This window comes from Oceanicola sp. D3, assembly GCF_006351965.1.
Taxonomy (GTDB): domain Bacteria; phylum Pseudomonadota; class Alphaproteobacteria; order Rhodobacterales; family Rhodobacteraceae; genus Vannielia.
Window position 1 is genome coordinate 2,138,559 of sequence record NZ_CP040932.1, and the last position, 17,761, is coordinate 2,156,319.

A 17,761-nucleotide genomic window follows, 5' to 3' on the forward strand; every position below is an offset into this window, starting at 1 on the left:
GTCCCTCGGTTGACCTTCTGCCCCTGCGGGGTAATCAGGGAGCAAGCGTAATGGAACCCCGCGGGAGGATAAAGACATGGCGAAAGTAGCATTTCTCGGACTTGGGGTCATGGGCTACCCCATGGCAGGACATCTGGCGGCGGCTGGCCATGAGGTGACGGTGTATAACCGCACCTTCGCCAAGGCGGAAAAATGGGTGGGTCAGCACGGCGGCAAGGCGGCGAAAACCCCTGCGGAGGCAGCTGCGGGGCAGGATTTTGTGATGGCCTGCGTGGGCAATGACGATGACCTGCGGGCCGTGTGCGTGGGCGACGACGGCGCATTGGCAGCAATGTCTGCGGGTGCTGTCTTTGTGGATCACACCACCGTCAGCGCCGCGGTGACGCGCGAGATGTATGCGGCTGCCAACGAGCGGCAGGTGAGCTTTGTGGATGCGCCGGTTTCGGGCGGGCAAGCGGGCGCCGAAAACGGCGCGCTTGCGGTGATGTGTGGCGGCGATGAGGGCGCCTATGCGCGGGCCGAAAAGATCATCGACGCCTACGCGAAGAATTGCCAGTTGATGGGCGAGAGCGGCGCGGGCCAGCTGACCAAATGCGTGAACCAGATTTGTATCGCCGGCCTTGTGCAGGGGCTGTCGGAGGGGATCAACTTTGCGCAGAAGGCCGGGCTGGATGCCAAGGCCGTGGTGCAGGTGATCAAGGATGGTGCAGCCGGAAGCTGGCAGATGGCGAACCGCTACGAGACCATGGTGGATGACCACTTTGCCCACGGGTTTGCCGTTGACTGGATGCGCAAGGATCTCGACATCTGCCTTTCGACCGGCAACGAGATTGGCGCTGCCCTGCCGGTGACGGCTGTGGTGGACCAATTTTACAAGGATGTTCAGAGCCTTGGCGGCGGACGGTGGGATACGTCTTCGCTGATCAAGCGGCTGAAGGCGTTCGACAGCTGAGAGGTGCTGCCAGTGGCGGGCGTAGCCTTTGGAGAGCCTAGCGCGGCGTGTTCGTTGCGGCGCGCCAGGCGGACCAGGCTTCTGGTGTGTCCAGGTCCAGCCGGGCGCGTTGGCCGGGTAGCGGGGTAAGGTGGACGCGGTCTTTGGCGGCGGCGACCACCGACTTGGCGCCTTCATCACCTTGAAGTTGCTGAATTTTCGGAAAGAGCACTGACGAGAAAATCACCGGATGGCCGGGCTTGCCGTCTTCCGTGGCGCCGCGCCAGATGAGGGCCTCGGGGTTGGCCTTGTGGCTTGCGATCACAGCGCGAAGGTCGTCCTCGGTGAGCTCGGGGAGGTCAGCGAGGAGGAGCATGAAGGCGGGTGCCTCGGGAAGCGCCTCAAGGCCTGCGCGGAGGGAGGCGTTCATGCCTTCGGCGGCATTCCGAACGGTGAGCGGGCGGGCGTTTGTGTCTTCTATCGCGGCAAAGCGGGCGGGCCGGTCTGGTGGCAGGGCGACGAGTGTGAAGTCGCTGATTTTGCTTGCCATTTCTGCCACGCGGGTGAGCAGCGGTTTGCCGTTGATCGGCTCCAGCAGCTTGTCGCGCGGGGCCATGCGGGTGGCGGCGCCGGCGGCGAGGATGAGGATGGGCAGGGTCATGTGATTGTGTAGCCCTGCCGGGGGTTTGGCTCAAGCGCGCAGGGCGGTGCCTTCCGGGTCGAAGAGCGGGGTTGTGGTGAGGCGCGCGGGGCGCATTTGCGAGAGGATTTCAATTTCGGCCCCTTGGCCCTCAACCGCGTATGCGCGGGGAATGAGGGCGAGGGCAACGGATTGGCGGGCGTGGTGGGAGTAGCCGCCGGAAGTGCAGAAGCCGACGACTTCGCCGTTGATCCAGACAGGTTCATAACCGTGAACATCGGCGTTGTCGGCCTCGACGAGGAAGGCGACGAGCTGGCGTGGGGGCGGGGTGGCGCGTTCGGATTCTGCGTGAGCTCTGCCGATGAAGTTGCTGTTTTTGTTGAAGGATATGAAACGGTCCAGCCCGGTTTCTGCCGGGGTGTAATCGGGGGAATATTCGCGCAGCCAGGAGCCGAAGAAGCGGTCCAGCCGCAGGGACATCATGGCGCGCATGCCGAAGGGGGTGATGTTGTGGGCTTGTCCGGCGGCCCAGAGGGTGTGCCAGAGGGCGCGTTGGTCCATGTGATCACAGTAGATCTCGTAGCCGAGGTCGCCGGTGTAGCTGACGCGCTGGACGGTGCAGGCGATCTGGCCGACGGTCATTTGCGCGACGCCGAGGAAAGGGAGTGCGGCAACATCGGCATCGGTGCAGGCTTGCAGGACCGCCCTTGAGTTTGGCCCCGCGAGTTGGAAGCCGGTGAGGCGGTCGGAGACGTTCTCGATGTTAATGCCTTCTTCAGCATGTTGCTCGAACCAGCGCTGGTGCATTGACTGTGCGCCGTAACTGGCTGTTAAGGCGTATGTTTCTGGCCCCAGGCAGGAGATGGTGAAATCTCCGATGATGCGACCTTTGGGTGAGAGCATGGGGCTTAGGGCGAGTTTGCCCTCCTTGGGGATGCGGCCTGCCATGATCTTGTCGAGCCAATCGCGCGCCTTGGGGCCGGTGACGCGGAATTTGCCGAAGTTCTGAATTTCATTGATGCCGACGCTTTCGCGCACGGCGCGGACCTCGCGGCCGGTTGCTTCGAAGGCGTTGGAGCGGGTGAAACTTGGGGTTTCAAACCCCGGTTCATCGCCTTGTGCGAAGTAGTTTGGCACCTCCAGCCCGAACTGGTGGCCCCAGACTGCGCCCATTTCGTTAAAAATGTCATACATAGCAGTTGTCCGGTGCGGACGGGCGGCGGGGCGTTCTTCGTTCGGGTAGCTGACGGAGAAGCGTTTTTGATAGAATTCAATGACTTTGGGGACGGTGTAGCCCGGGGTGACCCAGCTGCCGTAGCGGGCGACGTCGAGGCCGGTTACATCGCGCTCTGCTTCGCCTTCGATCATCCATTGGGCGAGGGTCAGGCCCACGCCGCCGCCTTGGGAAAAGCCCGCCATGACGGCGCAGGCGGACCAGTAGTTGCGCAAGCCGGGGACGGGGCCGACGAGGGGGTTGCCATCGGGCGCAAAGGTGAAGGGGCCGTGGATGACGCGCTTGACGCCTGCGCGCTCGAGGACCGGGAAGCGGTGGTAGGCCATTTCGATGCTGTCGGAGACCTTGTCGAGGTTGTCGGGGAGCAATTCGTGGCCGAACTCCCACGGCGTGCCGTCAAGCGCCCAGGGCTCGCAGGGCTGCTCGTAAAAGCCGATGCAGAGGCCGCGACCCTCTTGGCGGAAGTAGGATTCTCCAGCCGGGTCAAGCACATGGGGGAACTCTGTTTCGCGGTTCATGATCTCGGGGAGATCGTCGGTGACGAGGTATTGGTGGGCCATTGGCAGCAGCGGCAGGTAGACGCCCGCCATCGCGCCAACTTCGCGGGCCCAGAGGCCTGCGGCGTTGACGACATGCTCGGCATGGATGGTGCCCTTGTTGGTGATGACGTCCCAGGAGCCATCGGGGCGGGGCTGGAGATCTTCGACCTTGCAGTGGGTTTCGATTTCGGCACCGGCGAGCTTGGCGGCGCGGGCGTAGGCGTGGGTGGTGCCTGAGGGGTCGAGGTGGCCATCTAGGGGGTCGTAAAGGCCGCCTAGGATGCCATCGAGGTTCACCAACTCGGCCAGCTCGGCGATTTCATCCGGGGTGACGATGCGGGTATCGAGGCCCATGTAGCGGTGCTTGGCGCGCTCTGCTTTGAGCATGTCGAAGCGTTCCGGTGTCTCGGCCAAGGTGATGCCGCCAACGTGGTGGAGGCCGCAGGACATGCCGGTGATCTCCTCCAATTCCTTATACAAGCCAATGGTATAGCCTTGGAGGGCGGCCATGTTGGTGTCGGAGTTCATGGTGTGGAAGCCGCCTGCGGCGTGCCATGTGGAGCCGGAGGTGAGCTCGGAGCGCTCCAGCAGCATGACATCGGACCAGCCCAGTTTGGTGAGGTGGTAGAGCACCGAGCAGCCGACGACGCCGCCGCCGATGACGCAGACGCGGGTGGTGGTTTTCATGGGCTCCGACTCCTTTGGCTGTTGGGTCGATGCTGTGGGCCGCACGCGGCGTGTGCTGGCCGTTTTGCGACAACAGGTGTCGGATTTGGGGTGCGTTCAGGCGGGTTAACGGGGGGAGGTGTTACCGGAAGGTTAAGGGGCAACACCTCATGCACATCCCATGCACAACCTATGCATAGGAGAATTCTGGCCGCTTTGTGGGGGCAGCGAAGGTTAACGCAAGGTGCGAAGGCTGTGACTGCAGGCTTTGGAGATCCTCGGGTCGGGCCCGAGGATGACGTTGCGCAGGTGGCTGGGAGATCCTCGGGTCGGGCCCGAGGATGACGTTGCGCGGGTGGCTGGGAGATCCTCGGGTCGGGCCTGAGGATGACGTTGCGCAGGTAGCTGGGAGATCCTCGGGTCGGGTTCGAGGATGACGGCACGCGGGGTCAGCGCTCGGGGATCAGCCCGCGCGGGGAGAAGCGGAGCACCAGCAGGAGCACCACGCCCATGGTCAGCAACCGCATGTGCTGGGCGCTGTCGAGCAGGTGGGCCTTGAGCCAGCTTCCGTCGGGCATGGGCCATGTGATGGCTTCCATGAACAGGCGACCGAGCGGCTCGACCTGAATCCACAGCCACCAGACAAGCAGCCCGCCGAGCAGCGCCCCGAGGTTGCTGCCTGAGCCGCCGACGATGACCATGACCCAGATGAGGAAGGTGAAACGCAGCGGTTGGTAGGTGCCGGGCACCAGCAGCCCATCGAGCGTGGTCATCATCGCGCCGGCCATGCCGCAGATGGCGGAGCCGAGGATGAAGACCTGAAGGTGACGGCGGGTGACATCCTTGCCCATCGCGCGGGCGGCGGTTTCGTTATCACGAATGGCGCGCATCATCCGGCCCCAGGGCGATTTGAGCGCCAGTTGCAGGGCGATGATGATGAGGATGAGGACCGACGCGAAGAGGCAGCCGTAGAGCAGCTTGACGGTGAGGGTTGAGGCGGTTTCGACTGGCAGGTTTGCCGAGGCGGCCCAGCCTTGGAAGCTCTCGCTTTGTTGCAGGTCGATTTCATAGGGCACCGGGCGGGGGATGCCGTTGACGTTTTTGACGCCGCGCGCCAGCCAATCTTCGTTTTTCATCACGGCGATGATGATTTCGGCGATGCCGAGGGTGGCGATGGCGAGGTAATCGGAGCGCAGGCCGAGGGCGGTTTTGCCGACGATCCATGCGGCCCCGGCGGCGAGCAACCCGCCTGCGGGCCATGCGAAGATGACCGGCAGGCCGAGGCCGCCGAGGTAGCCGGTGGCGGCGGGGTTGATGGCCTCGACGGCATCGCGGGCCGGGTCGAAGGTGAGGCGGTAGAGCACGAAGCCGAGCAGCATCACCGCTGCGGTGGCCAGCAGGCGGGCACGGCCCGGGGGCATTCGGTTGAAGGTGAAGATGGCGGCGGCGACGGAGGCCGCGCCGAGGAGGAGGCCGCCATAGAGCCGCGCGCCGCCCGCCGCCCAGGCCTCGGGCACCGGGGGCATGGCGATGAGCACCGAGGCCAGCCCGCCCAGCGCGACGAAACCCATGACGCCGACGTTGAAGAGCCCGGCAAAGCCCCATTGCATGTTGAGCCCCAGCGCCATGATTGCCGAGACGAGGCCCATGTTGAGGATGGTCAGCGTGGAGTTCCAGCTTTGGACAAAGCCGGTGCCGATGTAGAGCGCCGCGACGAGGGCGAAGAGGAGGGCGGGGGGCAGCTTCATACGGATTTTCCCTTGAAGAGGCCGGTGGGCTTTATCAGCAGGACGATGACCAGAATGGCGAAGCTGACGGCGAATTTATACTCGGTGGTCAGCAGTTGCAGCAGGCCGGAGGGCGCGAGCGCGTCGGGGAGGACGTAGGTGGCGACCTTCTTGAAGGCGTAGGTCACCGTGACTTCGGAGAAGGCGATGACGAAGCCGCCGGCGATGGCCCCGAGCGGGGAGCCGAGGCCGCCAACGATGGCGGCGGCGAAGATGGGCAGCAGCAGCTGGAAGTAGGTGAAGGGTTTGAACGACTTGTCGAGCCCGTAGAGCACGCCCGCGATGGTGGCCAGCGCGGCGACGATGATCCATGTGACGGCGACGACCTTTTCGGGGTTGATGCCCGAAAGAAGGGCGAGGTCTTCGTTGTCGGAAAACGCGCGCATCGACTTGCCGGTGCGGGTGCGGTTGAGGAACCAGAAGAGCAGCACCACGCAGATGGCGGCCACGATCATGGTGAGGGCTTGGGTGGAGCGCAGGGCGAGGCCCTCGGCCAGCCCGGTCATCTCTTTGAAGTCGCGGGCGGATATGACGAAGCGGGCGCCATCGGCAAAGCGCTGGTCATCAACGCCGATGATGAAGCGGGTGAGGCCGTTGAGGATGAACATGACGCCGATGGAGACGATTACGAGGATCACCGGCGCGGCCTTTTGCCGTCGGTAGAAGCGATAAACGGCGCGGTCGGTGCCCAGCACCAGAAGCGCGGTGGCGGCGATGCCGAAGGGCAGCGCGAGCAGGGCGGTGGGCAGGATGCCGAGGGTGATGCCCATGCCCTGCAACGCCCATGTGACGAGGATGGTCATGGTGGTGCCGAAGGCCATCGTGTCGCCATGGGCGAAGTTGGAAAAACGCAGGATGCCGTAGATCAGCGTCACCCCGAGCGCGCCGAGCGCGAGTTGGCTGCCATAGGTGGCGGCTGGGATGATGACGAAGTTGAGCAGGGCCACGAAGGCGTTGAGCAGGTCCATCAGCCGGTAACCTCGCAGGTCATGATGTCGATCTCCGCATAGGTTTCGGGGTAGCGCTCGGTGGGCAGCCATTGGCGGATGCGCAGGGCCGAGGCCTCGCCGGTGAGCGACAGGGTGTGCAGGTGGCCATCGCCGGGCTGCCAGACCCAGGGGCCGGTGTGGGCGAGGCCGCGGGCCGGGGTCGCCTCGCCGTCGTTGAGCGCCACGGTCCAGTCGCCGGTGCCGTTTGCATCGGTGGCGGTCGGGGCGAGGGTAAAGACTTGGGTGCCGCCGAAGGGGTCGCAGGCCCCGGCCTCGTTGCAGCTGCGCTGGACCTCGCAGGTGAGGGTGAGGCGCGCGCCTTCGGCAAGGGCGGTGGTTGGCAGGGCCAGCGTGAAAAGAGCGAGGGCGCGGATCATGCCGGGGCCTCGCAGCTGCCAGTATAGCGGAAGTCGCCGGTGCCGCTGTCGAAAGAGATTTTCAGGACCACCCGGCCCTCTGGCGCGAGGGTTACAACCTCGCGGGCCGCGGCGATGCGCCGGGTGAGGGTGAGGCTGCCGTCATCGAGGGTTTCGAGCGTGGCGGGCGTTGGCTCGGCATCGCCAACCGCATATTGGGGCGCGCTCGGGAGGCCGGTGATGTGCAGGATGTAATCGGCGTTTTCTTCGGTGCAGGCGGCGTCCATCGCGCAGGCGCTGGTGAGATGGCAGCGCAGCTCTGGTGCTGCAATGGCAGGCGCAGCAGCAAGGCCCAGCAAAACGGTGGTTGGGATCAGCGGGCGCTTCACGGGGCGACCTTGCAGGTGCCGTGGAAGTTTTGGCTTTGGATGCCTTCCACCGAGTTGTGCATCGAGTAGCGGGTGATGCCGCGCTTGAAGATCGAGACGAGGTGGATGGAGTCATATTCCATCGCCGAGACGTAGCTGTGGCTGTCGCCCAGCGGGTCGCGGATTTGGCGGAGGGGGATGACCCGGGCAGAGGCCGCGCCACCGGTTTCCATCTCCCATTGGTCGGGGCTTTCGGCGCCGGGGCGCGGGCGGATGTGGAGCGTGAGGCCGGAGGGCTGGCAGGAGCGCTCTTCGACGCAGTAGCGGGTGAAGCTGCACTCGTAGCCTACGGCGAGCGCCGGGAGCGGCGCGAGGAGGCTTGCGAGACCGGTCAGGCTCCGGATGATTGTGAGGCGTGCCGTCATTTTTTGCGCCTCCAGTCGCCGCAGCGGCCTGCGTAGCCTTTTACGTGATCTTTGGCGGCGGGGGGGCGCTTGTATTGAATGTCCCATTGGGCGTGGCCGGTGGGCCGGATGCGAAGCGTTTCGCGGGTTGTGGCGGTGTCGAAGGTGATCACGTCGATCCCGTTGGAGAGGGTTTGGCGATCTGCGCCCCACGAGCCGGAGCGGGTGACGCGGACGCGGGCCTTGTGCCGTTCGGCATCAATCACGACCGAGCGGCGGATCTTGCGCGGTTGAGACTGGGTGTAGATTGCCAGCTCGAAGCGGCAGCGACGGTCTTCTGCGGCGGCGGCCTGACTGGCGGGCAGCAGCAGGGCGAGGATGAGGGCGGAGAAGGTGAGGCGCGTCATGGCTGGCCCTCGCAGATGCCGGTGATGGAGTTGCCCGTGGGGCGTTGACCGGCGCGGTGGCTGGTGAGCACGAAGGCGCCGGAGCGGGAGAGGGTGAGCAGCAGGGTTGAGCCGCCTGCGCCTTCGGAGCCAGCAAAGCTGCGCGGGCCGATGGGAGAGAGAGACAGGGTGCGGCCCGGCCCGTTCCAGCCGGTATCGGTGCTGGGGCCGGTTTTGCCGGTGCGCTTGTCGATCAGCGATTGCAGCTGATCCTTCAGCTTTTCGCTCGGGCGGTTCCACGCAAGCGTGAGGCCGGAGCCTTGCCTCTCAAGCTGGAACAGGGGGATCGGGTCATCCTGATTGCAGGCGCCGGTGTTGCGGCATTCGATTGTACCGGTGCAGAGCGTAGCCGCCGCAGCGCTGAGCGGGCAAAGCGCGAGGGCGAGGGCGGCGAGAGCGGTGCGGCTCATGATTGGGCCTCCAGATAGGTGACGAGGGCGGCGCGGCCTTGGCAGGTGGCCTGCGGGGGCAGGAGGGTTGGCGCGGGCATCAGAGTGCTCCCGTGCAGGGGCCTTCGGAGAGCAGGCCGAAGGGGGTGCCGAAGAGCTGGCCGTGAACAGAGAGGGTGAAGTGGCTCTCGTTGGTGAGGGTGAGCAGGGCCGCATCGCCTGCAGCGGAGGGGATGGCGGTGAAGACGCGCAGGGCCGCGTTGCTATGGGCGACCTCGGTAAAGACGATTTCGGGCGCGGTGGGCGGTTGCTCGGCTTCGGGCAGGGTGACGAAGGCCAGCGTGTCGCCCTGCAAGGAGAGGCGGAAGGGGCCTTCGTTGACCTCGGTTTCGCAGGTGCCCTCGACGGTGCAGGCGGTGCTGGGCAGGCACTCCAACGCGGCGGCCGCGGGAGAGGAAAGGAGCGTAATTGCAATGGCTTGGCGCAGCATCTTCATCCTCCCAGAAAGCTCTGGCGAACTTCCGGATCATTTAGCAGCTCTTGCCCGGTGCCGGTGTGGGCGTTGCGGCCCTGCACCAGCACGTAGCCCTTGTCGGCGATCTCCAGTGCTTGGCGCGCGTTCTGCTCGACCATCAGCACCGGCAGACCGGTGCGGGCGACTTCGATGATACGGTCGAAAAGTTCGTCCATCACGATGGGCGAGACGCCAGCGGTGGGCTCGTCGAGCATGAGCACCTTGGGCTGGGTCATCAGGGCGCGGCCCACGGCGACCTGCTGGCGCTGGCCGCCGGACAGCTCGCCTGCGGGTTGGCGGCGTTTGTCCTTGAGGATCGGGAAGAGCTCGTAGACCTGCTCCATCGTGCCGGTGATGTCATCCTCGCGGATGAAGGCGCCCATCTCGAGGTTTTCCTCCACCGTCATCGTGGTGAAGATGTTGTTGGTTTGCGGCACGAAGCCCATGCCGGCGCGGACGCGGGCTTGGGGCGTGAGGTCGGTGATGTCTTGCCCGTTCAGCCGGACGGAGCCCTTGTGGATGTTCAGCATGCCGAAGACGGCCTTCATCGCGGTGGATTTGCCCGCGCCGTTGGGGCCGACGATCACGGCGATCTCGCCCGGATCGACGGCAATGGTGCAATCGTGCAGGATGTCGGGCCCGCTGCCGTAGCCGCCTGTCATGCAGTCGCCGATCAGGAAGGCATTGCCGCTGGTCACCGGTTCGCCGGTGCCGGGTGAGGCGGTGAGGGTGCCTGCGGGGCGCGGGTTGGTGATGGAGCGGTCGGCGTTGCCGCGGCTGGAATAGTCGGTCATGTCAGCAGCCTCCCGGGCAACGTAGCTGGAGGGCGTTTGCCATTTCAAGGACGCCCTCTTCAAGGCTTTCGGGCCATGCATCCCACGGGGCACCGTAGATCAGCAGGATGCGGGTGCGCTCCAGCTCCACCACGGCCCGCGCGTTGCGGCGGGTGGAGTGGGGATCGTTTATCACCTCGATGAAGGCGGCGCGGTTGCTGGCTTCATGGGTTGCGCTGCGCAGCACGGCCTCTGCGGGGATCTCGAAGGCGGCGTTGAAGGCGGCCATATCTTCGGCCAGCGTGCCGGTGCCGCGGCCTGCGTAGGGTTCGATATAGTCGAGCGAGACTTCGGAGAGTTCGAGCCGGGAGCCATCGCCGAACTGTTCGATATAGGCGCCTTCCATGGTGGTGCCTGCAAGGCAGAGATCGAAGCTGGCGGTGATCTGGGTGCAGTCTTCGGCCTGCGCGGGCAGGGCGGTGGCGAGAATGAGCAGGGCGGCGCGGATCATTTGGCGGCCTTCCATGCGGCGAGGGGGGTGCCATCGATGGTGAGGTTGGCGGTGAGGCGGGCGATCACGTCTTGCATGTCGGGCGGCGCGGTCTCTGCCGAGTTATAGGCGCTGGCCTGAATCGTGAGGGTTTGGCTCTCGGTCATCACATCAATGGAGAAGTTCGACATGCCGTTGCCTGCTTCGGATTCGAAGGAGAAGCCGGTTTCGAGCACGGCGATGCCGTTGCGGACGGTGGCGGTTTCGCCCTCCATGTCCATGCCGGTGAGGAAGCCCACGATGGCGAGCATGACATCTCCGCCGGAGCCTTGGGACTCGATCTGGCGGTAATAGTCGAGGTCGCCTTCGTGGCCGTAGTCGGAGCCCAGCGTGAGGGTGAACCTGAGGCCGGTGGCCCTGTCGGTAAAGCTGTGCTCCTCGAACCCGTAGGCGCTGACGACCTGGTCGCCGGAGAACCCTTCAGGCAGGCCGCAATAGCTGACCCGGCCGTCGGAAGAGGAGAGGCAGCCGCCATCGGCGAAAGGGGTGACATCGGAGAGGGTGACGTTTGGGTCGGTAAAGGCCCAAGTGCCATCGGGATAGACAGTGACCTCATGCCCCCGGTACTCGGTGCTGAAGAGGGGATCGCCCACCTGCGCCGAAGCGGGCGCAGCCGCGACAAGGGCGGCGGCGAGACACATCGGGCGCAAAAGGGTCATTCGGCCTCCGGCACGGCGGTGCGTGGGCAGTGCCGAGCGACCGCGCGGGCCCCGCTGTGGAGGCGAGGCGTGTGGCGCCGGTCAGTCAAGGCGGGTGCTTTCCAACAAGTCAGCGTGCAGGGCCATGTGATCTTCGCTGTAGTCAGGGCTGATGGCGTAGGTGATGGCCTGCACGACGAGCGCCTCGCGGATCAGGATCGTGTTGGCGAACACCGCCTTCAGCCCGTCGAAATCGACCATGTAAACAATGGTTTCGGCCTCTTGTCCGTCGATCGTGGCGGGCTCCACCAGAAGGGTGGGAATGGAGCTGGCGGGCTGGTTGGTGGCGAAAGCGGCATTGTCGATGACAATCTTGCGCATCTGCTCACGGGTCAGCCCGTCTTTCGAGCCGAACCCCTCGATGATGAACTGCGCATAGTGGCGGTCATCGTGGCGCCATGCGGCGGCGACATCGGGGGTAGACGGGGTGGTGGCCTGCCACGTGGCCGGATCGCCGCAGAAGCTGGCGGCGCGGTGGATCTGCTTGCAGCCGGGGGTTGTTTGCCCGCTGTCGGCGTAGCGCCATGTTTGATTGTCGAGGATCTCCACCATCTTGCCCTCCACCAGTGCGCGCCCGATGACGTCTTGCCCGGAGGCGGGAAGGGCGATGGCCAGAACGGCGGAGAGGAGGGTGATCAGGAGGGTGGGCCTTATCATGCGGGAACCTCCTTTTTGTGCTTCAGACCGGTGCCCAGATAAGCCTCGATCACCTGCTCGTTGGCCTTGATCTCGGCCAGCGTGCCCTCGGCCAGCACCTTGCCCTCGGCCATGCAGATGACCGGGTCGCAGAGGCGCTCGATGAAGTCCATGTCGTGCTCGATGACGACGAAGGTGTAGCCGCGCTCCTTGTTGAGCCGGATGATGGCGTCGCCGATGGTGTTCAGCAGGGTGCGGTTGACCCCCGCGCCGACCTCGTCGAGGAAGACGATGCGGGCGTCGACCATCATGGTGCGGCCGAGTTCCAGCAGCTTTTTCTGCCCGCCGGAGACTTGCCCGGCCTTGTGGTCGGCCAAGTGTTCGATGGTGAGGAACTCCAGCACCTCGTCGGCCTTGGCCCGTAGCGCGCGCTCTTCATCGGCGATGCGTTTGCGGCCGAACCATGTATTCCACAGCGCCTCGCCCGACTGGCCGCCGGGGACCATCATCAGGTTTTCGCGGCAGCTCATGGAGGAGAACTCATGGGCGATCTGGAAGGTGCGGAGCAGGCCCTTGGAGAAGAGCGCGTGAGGCGGCAGGCCGGTGATGTCTTCCCCGTCCATCGTCACGCGGCCCGACGTGGGTTCAAGAACGCCCGCTACAACGTTGAAAAGGGTGGTTTTTCCCGCGCCATTGGGGCCGATCAACCCGGTGATGGAGCCGGGTTGGATGGTGAGCGTGGCCCCGTCGACAGCGTGGAAGCCGCCGAAGTGCTTGTGCAGGTTCTCGACCTGGATCATGCGATGTCCCCGATGGGATGCGGCGGGGAAGGCCCCCGCCGCATCTGTCTTGTCAGACCGCGATCAGCGGTATTTGACCGTGGTGATCTTGCCGTCTTCGAACATGATCTCGCGGTAGTTGCCCGCGCTCTCACCGCCACTGATCAGCTCGACGGCGGAGGCGCCGACGTAGTCGATGTCTGTGCCGGCTGCGATCAGCTCCAGCGCCTTTTTCAGCTCACCGGGGAAAATCTGCTCGCCCGGGGCGTTGGCGACATCCATCACCTTGTCCTTGTAGACGTTGGGATCGGTGGAGTCGGCGGCGGCCATGGCGAGCATGATCAGCGCGGCGGCGTCATAGCTTTCTGGCGCGAAGGGAGAGGTGGGATCAAACCCGGCGGCCTCGCCCAGCTCGGCGAACATGGCGTTGCCGGGGCTGTCGGTGCCCGGGTGCTGGCCGGAGGAGCCGTCGATCTCGGAGCCGAAGTTCTCTTCGAGCGCGGTGCCGATCATGCCATCGGGGAAGTGGAAGGTATCGAAGGCGCCGGAATCCAGCGAGGCGCGGATGATGCCGGAGCCGCCCTGATCGACGTAGCCCGCGATCACCAGAAGGTCGCCGCCTGCGGAGGCCAGCGAGGCGACCTCGGCGGAGTAATCGGCCTTGCCGTCTTCATGGGCCGCCGAGATGGTGACGGTGCCGCCCGCTTCTTCGTAGGCCGCCTGAAAGCTGTCGGCGAGGCCTTTGCCGTAGTCGTTGTTGGTATAGGTGAGGGCGACGGATTTGATGTCTTTATCCATCAGCACCTCGGTCATCACCACGCCCTGACGGGCGTCGGAGGGGGCGGTGCGGAAAAACAGCCCGTTGTCTTCGGTGGTCGAGAGCGCGGGCGAGGTGGCGGAGGGCGAGATCATCACCATGCCGTTCGGAACGGCGACGTTGGTGAGGATGGCGCCGGTGACGCCGGAGCAATCGGCGCCCATGATGCCCGAGATGCCGTCGGAGGTGATCAGGCGCTCGGCGGCGGCGGAGGCTGCGGCGCTGTCGACGCAGGTGGAATCGGCCTCAACGGGGGTGATCGTGGCACCGCCCATGAGCGCGCCGCTTTCGGTCACTTCGGCCATCGCCATCTTGGCGGCGTCGCGCATGTGGGGCGTGAGGCTTTCAATCGGGCCGGTAAAGCCCAGGATGATGCCCAGCTTGATTTCGGAGCTGTGGCTTTCTGCCAGGGCCGGGCCAGCGAGGGCTGCCAGCGCGGTGGTGGCGAGGATAAGTTTTTTCATTGTGGGTCTCCCTATTGGATCTGATGTCCTGAAACGGAGCCTAGACCGGGAAATTGTCTTTGGAAAGCACTGGCAACGCGGCGTTCTTTCGGAAAGTTGAATGGGCCCGGCGGCTGGGGCGGGCTAGCTTTGTGGAAACGGGAGATATGCAATGACTGGACGCATTGTGGGGCCGCTCGTGGCGGCGATGATGACATTGGCCGGCGCAGGAGCCGGAGCGCAGGAGATGAAGATCGAGCGGGTGATGCGCGGGCTGGATACGCCGTGGGCGCTGGATTTTATGCCCGGTGGCGGATTTCTGGTGACCGAGCGGGGCGGCAAGCTGACGCTGGTGAAAGACGGCGTGGCGCAGCGGGTGGGCGGCGTGCCCGAGGTTTATGACAGCGGGCAGGGTGGCTTGCTGGACGTGATGGTGCCGCGGGATTTTGCGCAGAGCCGCGAGGTCTTTCTCAGCTTTGCCAAGCCGCAGGGCGGCGGTGCCGGGACGGCGCTTGGCAAGGGGCGGCTCTCGGACGATGGCAAGGCGCTGGACGGCTTTGAGGTGATCTTCGAGATGGAGCCGGGCAGCTCTGGCGGGCGGCATTTTGGCAGCCGGATCGTGGAGGGGGCTGACGGGTATATCTACCTTACCATCGGCGAGCGGGGCGACCGGCCTGCGGCGCAGGACTTGAGCCGGGAGAACGGCTCGGTGGTGCGGATTGCGCGGGATGGGTCGGTGCCCGATGACAACCCCTTCGTCGACCAAGAGGGCGCACAGCCGGAGATCTGGAGTTATGGCCACCGCAACCCGCAGGGCGCGACGCTGGACGGGCAGGGGCGGCTTTGGGTGGTGGAGCATGGCGCGCGGGGCGGCGATGAGCTGAACCTGATCGAGAAGGGCGCGAACTACGGTTGGCCGGTGATTTCTTACGGGCTGCACTACTCGGGGGCGAAGATTGGCGAGGGCACGGCCAAGGAGGGCATGAAGCAGCCGGTGCATTACTGGGATCCGTCGATCGCGCCTTCGGGGCTGATGATCTACTCGGGCAAGGCCTTTCCGGAGTGGAAGGGGCAGGTGTTTGTGGGCTCGCTGAGGTTTGACATGATCTCACGGCTCTCGGCGGACGGGCGCACAGAGCTTGAGCGGATCGAGACGCCAGAGACGAGCCGGGTGCGCGATGTGCGGGAGGCGCCGGACGGGTCTATCTGGTTTATGTCGGTGGGACAGGGCGCGGTGTTTCGAATGGTGCCGAAGTAGGCCCGCGGGCCGGGGAGTGGGGGGGCAGGCCCCCCACCCGTGTCTGGTTTTCGGAGCGTCGAGAAGCGCAGGGCGCCCGGGCTTAGCCGAAGACGCGCTTGAAGATCGTGTCGACGTGTTTGGTGTGGTAGCCCATGTCGAACTTCTCGTTGATGGCCTCGACGCCGAGGGCTTTCACCACGTCATCGTCGGCCAGCAGTTGCTCGCGGAAATCGACCCGCTCTTCCCAGACCTTGAGCGCGTTGCGCTGGACCATGGCGTAGGCGTCTTCGCGGCTCACCCCGGCTTGGGTGAGGGCGAGGAGGACGCGCTGGCTCATCACGAGGCCGGGGAACTTGTTCATGTTCTCCAGCATGTTCTCGGGGAAGATCAGCATCTTGTCGATCACGCCGGTGAGGCGCTTTAGGGCAAAGTCGAGCGTTATGGTGGCGTCGGGGCCGATGGCGCGCTCGACGGAGGAGTGGGAGATGTCCCGCTCGTGCCAGAGGGCGACGTTTTCCATCGCCGGGACGACGGCCATGCGCACGAGGCGGGCGAGGCCGGTGAGGTTTTCGGTCAGCACCGGGTTTTTCTTGTGGGGCATCGCCGAAGAGCCCTTTTGGCCCATGGAGAAGAATTCGGCGCCTTCCAGCACCTCGGTGCGCTGCATGTGGCGGATCTCGATGGCGACGTTTTCGATGCTGGAGGCGATCACACCGAGCACGGCGAAGAACATGGCGTGGCGGTCGCGCGGGATGACCTGCGTGGAGATCGGCTCGGGGTGGAGGCCGAGCTTGGCGCAGACGTGCTCTTCCACCGCCGGGTCGATGTTGGCGAAGGTGCCGACGGCGCCGGAGATTGCGCCGGTGGCGATCTCTTCGCGGGCGGCTTGGAGGCGGGCCTTGTTACGGTCCATCTCGGCGTAGAAGCGGGCGAAGGTGAGGCCCATCGTCGTCGGCTCGGCGTGGATGCCGTGGGAGCGGCCAACGCGGACGGTTTCCTTGTGCTCCATTGCGCGCTTTTTGAGGGCGGCGAGGAGGCCGTCCATATCCTCCAGCAGGATGTCGGCGGCGCGGGTGAGCTGGACGTTGAGGCAGGTGTCGAGCACATCCGAAGACGTCATGCCTTGGTGGACAAAGCGGGCCTCTTCGGAGCCGACGTGTTCGGCAAGGTGGGTGAGGAAGGCGATGACATCGTGCTTGGTGACGGCTTCGATCTCGTCGATGCGGGCCACGTCGAACTCGACATCCTTGGCCTTCCAGACGGCTTCGGCATTCTCGCGCGGGATCACCCCTAGATCGGCCATGGCATCGCAGGCGTGGGCCTCGATTTCGTACCAGATGCGGAACTTGGTGGCAGGCTCCCAGATGGCTGTCATCTCGGGGCGGGAATAGCGAGGGATCATGGAGGCGCCTTTCGCGTCTGGTCAGCGGTCGGCGCTCGGATACACTGGGGGGCAGGTGGCAACAAGAGGGGTGCGGCGATGCGGGCTATCGTGGCGTGGGTGATGATGGCGGGGGCGGCCTGCGCGGCGGGGCCGGAGCGCGGGCCGGAGTTGCAGTTTTTCGAGGGGAACTACGAGCTGGTGGGGCGTGGGCCGGGTGGCGCGCTGATGGAGAAAAAGCTGGCGCTGCGGCGCGGGCTACTGGGGCTGACCGGGCTGACGGCAGAGGGCTGCGATGGCCCGGCGGGGCGGCTGGGCTGGGCGCGGGTGCATGAAAGCTGGCGGCTGGACGGGCGGCTCTTTGGGGTGGAGGTGAGTTGCACCTACGCGGTGGACGCGGGCAACTACCCGCAACTCATCTGCGCCGCGCCGGGGGGCGTGCGGCTGGTGGGCTGGCCGGAGGCGGAGTTTGGCGGAGAGCTGGACTGCGAGTGAGGCGGCGGGCTGGTGGGCAGATTGCCCACCCTACCGGCGCGCGCGTCTCTTCAGCCCTTCTCGCCGCGCGAGAGGGCGACGACGCCGGTGCGGGCGATCTCGGTGAGGCCGAGGGGGCGCATCAGGTCGGCGAAGGCGTCGATCTTTTCTGAGGGGCCGGTCATCTCGAAGATGAAGCTGGAAAGCGTGCTATCGACCACATTGGCGCGGAAGATATCGGCCAGCCGCAGAGCTTCGACGCGTTTTTCACCTTCGCCAGCGACCATGAAGAGCGCCAGTTCACGCTCGACGGCGGGGCCTTCGACGGTGAGGTCATGCACCTCGTGGACCGGCACCAGCCGCCCGAGCTGGGCCTTGATCTGCTCGATGATCGAGGGCGTGCCGGTGGTGACGATGGTGATGCGCGAGCGGTGGCCTTCATGGTCCACCTCGGCGACGGTGAGGCTTTCGATGTTGTAGCCCCGGCCCGAGAACAGGCCGATAACGCGGGCCAGCACGCCCGCCTCGTTCTCGACCAGCACCGCGAGGGTGTGGGTTTCGATCACCTCGGCGTTGGGATCCTTGAGGTCGTAGGCCGAGTGCTTCGACAGGCCTTTTTTCAGTTTAAGCGCGGCCATGGGTGGCTCCTCTTCGATCTGGGCGTGGTTTTGCGGCTGGGGCGCGGATTGTCAACCGCGCCCCGCTGG

21 protein-coding genes are annotated in these 17,761 nt (G+C 65.3%); 3 read left to right on the plus strand and 18 right to left on the minus strand.

All coding sequences use genetic code 11. The features are described 5' to 3' along the window. Positions 1-76 precede the first annotated feature (76 nt). Positions 77-952 (plus strand): NAD(P)-dependent oxidoreductase, encoded by an 876-nt coding sequence (locus FHY55_RS10820; protein ID WP_140014204.1) that lies wholly within the window; start codon positions 77-79, stop codon positions 950-952. Between the two features lie 37 nt (positions 953-989). Here FHY55_RS10820 and FHY55_RS10825 read toward each other — a convergent pair whose 3' ends face one another. The 16 genes from FHY55_RS10825 to FHY55_RS10900 all read right to left on the minus strand — a co-directional run bounded on the left by FHY55_RS10825 (position 990) and on the right by FHY55_RS10900 (position 13,980). Then, positions 990-1,592: an NTP transferase domain-containing protein gene (locus FHY55_RS10825; protein ID WP_140014205.1), complete on the minus strand. Its 603-nt coding sequence runs from the start codon at positions 1,590-1,592 to the stop codon at positions 990-992. A gap of 30 nt (positions 1,593-1,622) precedes the next feature. After that, a complete protein-coding gene (locus tag FHY55_RS10830; protein ID WP_140014206.1) occupies positions 1,623-4,031 on the minus strand; it encodes an FAD-dependent oxidoreductase in 2,409 nt (802 codons plus the stop codon). Positions 4,032-4,459: 428 nt separating this feature from the next. Then, positions 4,460-5,758, minus strand: a complete 1,299-nt coding sequence (locus tag FHY55_RS10835) for a branched-chain amino acid ABC transporter permease (protein ID WP_140014207.1) — start codon at positions 5,756-5,758, stop codon at positions 4,460-4,462. Further along, on the minus strand, positions 5,755-6,765 hold the full coding sequence (locus FHY55_RS10840) for a branched-chain amino acid ABC transporter permease (protein ID WP_140014208.1): 1,011 nt from the start codon (positions 6,763-6,765) through the stop codon (positions 5,755-5,757). Before FHY55_RS10840 ends, FHY55_RS10835 begins: the two co-directional genes overlap by 4 nt. Continuing rightward, positions 6,765-7,163, minus strand: coding sequence for a hypothetical protein (locus FHY55_RS10845; RefSeq protein WP_140014209.1), 399 nt, complete (start codon positions 7,161-7,163; stop codon positions 6,765-6,767). The genes FHY55_RS10840 and FHY55_RS10845 overlap by 1 nt, the downstream gene beginning before the upstream one ends. Then, a complete protein-coding gene (locus FHY55_RS10850; protein WP_140014210.1) occupies positions 7,160-7,531 on the minus strand; it encodes a hypothetical protein in 372 nt (123 codons plus the stop codon). The genes FHY55_RS10845 and FHY55_RS10850 overlap by 4 nt, the downstream gene beginning before the upstream one ends. Then, positions 7,528-7,935 (minus strand): hypothetical protein, encoded by a 408-nt coding sequence (locus tag FHY55_RS10855; protein WP_140014211.1) that lies wholly within the window; start codon positions 7,933-7,935, stop codon positions 7,528-7,530. Before FHY55_RS10855 ends, FHY55_RS10850 begins: the two co-directional genes overlap by 4 nt. Then, positions 7,932-8,321 (minus strand): hypothetical protein, encoded by a 390-nt coding sequence (locus FHY55_RS10860; protein ID WP_140014212.1) that lies wholly within the window; start codon positions 8,319-8,321, stop codon positions 7,932-7,934. The genes FHY55_RS10855 and FHY55_RS10860 overlap by 4 nt, the downstream gene beginning before the upstream one ends. Beyond that, on the minus strand, positions 8,318-8,770 hold the full coding sequence (locus FHY55_RS10865; protein ID WP_140014213.1) for a hypothetical protein: 453 nt from the start codon (positions 8,768-8,770) through the stop codon (positions 8,318-8,320). Before FHY55_RS10865 ends, FHY55_RS10860 begins: the two co-directional genes overlap by 4 nt. Positions 8,771-8,849: 79 nt before the next feature. Beyond that, entirely contained in the window at positions 8,850-9,239 is a 390-nt protein-coding gene (locus FHY55_RS10870; RefSeq protein WP_140014214.1) for a hypothetical protein, read from the minus strand. 2 nt (positions 9,240-9,241) lie between these two features. Further along, positions 9,242-10,057 (minus strand): ABC transporter ATP-binding protein, encoded by an 816-nt coding sequence (locus tag FHY55_RS10875; RefSeq protein ID WP_140014215.1) that lies wholly within the window; start codon positions 10,055-10,057, stop codon positions 9,242-9,244. Position 10,058: 1 nt separating this feature from the next. Further along, on the minus strand, positions 10,059-10,547 hold the full coding sequence (locus FHY55_RS10880) for a hypothetical protein (RefSeq protein WP_140014216.1): 489 nt from the start codon (positions 10,545-10,547) through the stop codon (positions 10,059-10,061). Next, positions 10,544-11,245, minus strand: a complete 702-nt coding sequence (locus tag FHY55_RS10885; protein ID WP_140014217.1) for a hypothetical protein — start codon at positions 11,243-11,245, stop codon at positions 10,544-10,546. Before FHY55_RS10885 ends, FHY55_RS10880 begins: the two co-directional genes overlap by 4 nt. A gap of 81 nt (positions 11,246-11,326) precedes the next feature. Next, positions 11,327-11,941, minus strand: a complete 615-nt coding sequence (locus tag FHY55_RS10890; RefSeq protein WP_140014218.1) for a hypothetical protein — start codon at positions 11,939-11,941, stop codon at positions 11,327-11,329. Beyond that, a complete protein-coding gene (locus FHY55_RS10895) occupies positions 11,938-12,720 on the minus strand; it encodes an ABC transporter ATP-binding protein (RefSeq protein WP_140014219.1) in 783 nt (260 codons plus the stop codon). Before FHY55_RS10895 ends, FHY55_RS10890 begins: the two co-directional genes overlap by 4 nt. 63 nt (positions 12,721-12,783) lie before the next feature. Next, the gene (locus FHY55_RS10900; RefSeq protein ID WP_140014220.1) at positions 12,784-13,980 is read right to left on the minus strand and encodes an ABC transporter substrate-binding protein; all 1,197 of its coding nucleotides are present in this window, start codon (positions 13,978-13,980) and stop codon (positions 12,784-12,786) included. Positions 13,981-14,131: 151 nt separating this feature from the next. On the opposite strand from FHY55_RS10900, the gene FHY55_RS10905 reads away from it, so the two are divergent. After that, on the plus strand, positions 14,132-15,217 hold the full coding sequence (locus tag FHY55_RS10905) for a PQQ-dependent sugar dehydrogenase (RefSeq protein ID WP_140014221.1): 1,086 nt from the start codon (positions 14,132-14,134) through the stop codon (positions 15,215-15,217). 82 nt (positions 15,218-15,299) lie between these two features. Here FHY55_RS10905 and purB read toward each other — a convergent pair whose 3' ends face one another. After that, a complete protein-coding gene (gene purB, locus FHY55_RS10910) occupies positions 15,300-16,601 on the minus strand; it encodes an adenylosuccinate lyase (RefSeq protein ID WP_140014222.1) in 1,302 nt (433 codons plus the stop codon). Positions 16,602-16,679: 78 nt separating this feature from the next. Between purB and FHY55_RS10915 the strand changes: the two genes are divergently transcribed. After that, positions 16,680-17,075, plus strand: coding sequence for a hypothetical protein (locus FHY55_RS10915; RefSeq protein ID WP_140014223.1), 396 nt, complete (start codon positions 16,680-16,682; stop codon positions 17,073-17,075). A gap of 50 nt (positions 17,076-17,125) precedes the next feature. Here FHY55_RS10915 and ilvN read toward each other — a convergent pair whose 3' ends face one another. Beyond that, complete coding sequence (gene ilvN, locus FHY55_RS10920; protein WP_140014224.1) at positions 17,126-17,692, minus strand: acetolactate synthase small subunit; 567 nt, start codon at positions 17,690-17,692, stop codon at positions 17,126-17,128. Between the last annotated feature and the right edge of the window lie 69 nt (positions 17,693-17,761).